We start from the raw sequence: 2,065 nt of genomic DNA, 5'->3' as shown, positions 1-2,065 counted from the left end.
GTTTTCACCCGCGGGGAGCCGGAGGTGCTGAATGAGGCAACGCCGCCGGGCGTTGTCCAGCGGTACAGCACGGCGGTCATTGACGGCGATACGGCCACTGCCAATTCCTACCTCACGCAGGTGGCACGCTCCTCCTGCAGCGGTTACCGGGAAAGCGGCCCGTTGCCTGCCCGGGTCGTCCTGATTTCCACAACCGAGAGGGACAATACGGCTTTGGTGAACGTCTCGGTTGTCACTTCAAGCCCGGGTGGCCCCTTCGGACCATCCGAGTACGACGCCGAAGGCCGCTTCTCCCTGGTGAAGGTCGATGGCAAGTGGCTGATCGACCAGGCACCGTACCAGCTCATGTCATGCCCCGGAACAAGCCTGAAGCCATGAACGCAACAGTCCGGACAGCTGTACCAGCGGCGGGTTCTGCCCTACTCACTCTGCGCCGCTTGATCCTGTACGTGTTGCTGTTTGCCCTGGTGGTGATCGCCGCTATCGGGTTGAGCGGCCTCCTGGAGCGCCTGTTCAGCACGGGCGCCGTGTTGGCGTCCACAGATGTGGCCGGGCTTGCCCGTTCCCTCGCCTTCACATTGATTGGAGGTCCGCTGGCCGGGCTCCTGTGGTGGGTAGTTTGGCGGAGGCTCGACGACGCCGCGGAACGCGCGGCAGCAGGGTGGGGCCTGTACGTGACCGCGATTTATGCGGTGTCTCTCATCGTAGCCACGAGTTCCCTCCTGGGAATGGCGGCGTCCTTCATCGGTCCCCAGGAACCCCGGTGGTATTCGCCGTTGTCAAACGGACTTGTCTGGGCCGCAGTATGGTTCTGGCATCGCTGGATGTGGCGGCACCCCGTCAAACATCCCGTCAGTCTTGACGACGTCCCGGCTGTTGTCGGCACAGTCTTCGGACTGCTCACGGGCGCGTTTTCCGCCATCACCGCCCTGGGTGGCTTGCTTGACGTCGCCATCCGGGGCTTCACCAGCCTTACCCCAGGGGCGGAAGCGTGGTGGCAGTCTGTGCTGCGGGCGCTCGTCTGGGCCATTGGCGGAAGTATCGTGTGGTGGTGGCACTGGTTCAAGGGTGGCGGGCGCAAACTGGAAACCGCCCTGGTGGATGTTGCACTGATCAGCGTTGGGATCTTCGCAGCCGGAATCACGGCGCTCGGCGGGGCCGCCGTCGTGGTTTTTGTACTCCTCAGAACTGTATTCGACCGGGGCGAGTCGATGAATGAACTGCTGGCTCCCCTCGGCCCTGCTGTCGCCGCTGCAGCCGTCGGAGCATTGGTGTGGCGCTATCATCGCGTCAGCGGGGCGCATCGTTCTGTTGCCACCCGCCGGGCGGGCCTGCTGGTGACGTCAGGAATTGCCCTGGCGGCGGCTGCCTCCGGCATCGGCGTCGTCATCAACGCAGCTCTTGCCATGGCCGTTTCACCCCTGGCCGGAAGCGGCACGCGCACCCTGCTGCTGGGTGGCATCAGTTCCCTCCTTGTGGGAGGCCCCGTCTGGTGGCGGGCGTGGAAGCCGGGCCTGCAACCGCACAGCATGGATGTCATTCCTCCGGGCAGGCGGGTTTACCTCGTGGTGGTCTTCGGCATCAGTGCCGTGGTGGCGCTCGTTGCCCTGCTGGTGATTGGATACCGGCTCTTCGAGTTCATCTTGGGCGACGTGTCCGGAGGCAGCCTGCTGGACCGCATCCGGGCACCACTCGGCCTCCTAGTAGCAGCCGGCCTCGTTGCCGCCTACCACTTTGCCCTTTGGCGGCGTGATCGCGCCCACCTGGCGGCCGCGGCCCCGTCCGGCGCGCACACCATTGAGAGGGTCACCTTGGTGACGGCATCGGATCCGGAGGCGTTGTCCACCGCGATCACCGCCGCGACCGGCGCCAAAGTCACTGTGTGGCGACGGGCCGATGCCGGCAACGGACCACTGCCGGCGGAAGCGGCCCTCCCCTCGGAACCAGGGCTCGTGGAGCTGGCAGTAAGTGCCCTTTCCGGCGTCACTGCCGCCAGCGTCCTGCTGGTAATCGGTCCGGCCGCCGGCCAGGCAGCCCGGATCGAGGCAATTCCCCTGGAAACAGA

Annotated in this window: 2 protein-coding genes; both read left to right on the top strand. The window is 65.6% G+C overall.

Translation table 11 applies throughout. The features are described 5' to 3' along the window. On the top strand, nt 1-378 hold a 378-nt coding region (locus V6M49_RS17830; protein ID WP_332762436.1), incomplete at its 5' end, for a hypothetical protein. Continuing rightward, on the top strand, nt 375-2,065 hold a 1,691-nt coding region (locus V6M49_RS17825), incomplete at its 3' end, for a DUF5671 domain-containing protein (protein WP_332762434.1). The genes V6M49_RS17830 and V6M49_RS17825, both read left to right, overlap by 4 nt.

This window comes from Pseudarthrobacter sp. (genome assembly GCF_036675385.1).
Classification (GTDB): domain Bacteria; phylum Actinomycetota; class Actinomycetes; order Actinomycetales; family Micrococcaceae; genus Arthrobacter.
Note: the sequence above shows the minus strand (reverse complement) of the source record. Positions and strands in the feature narration are given on the sequence as shown.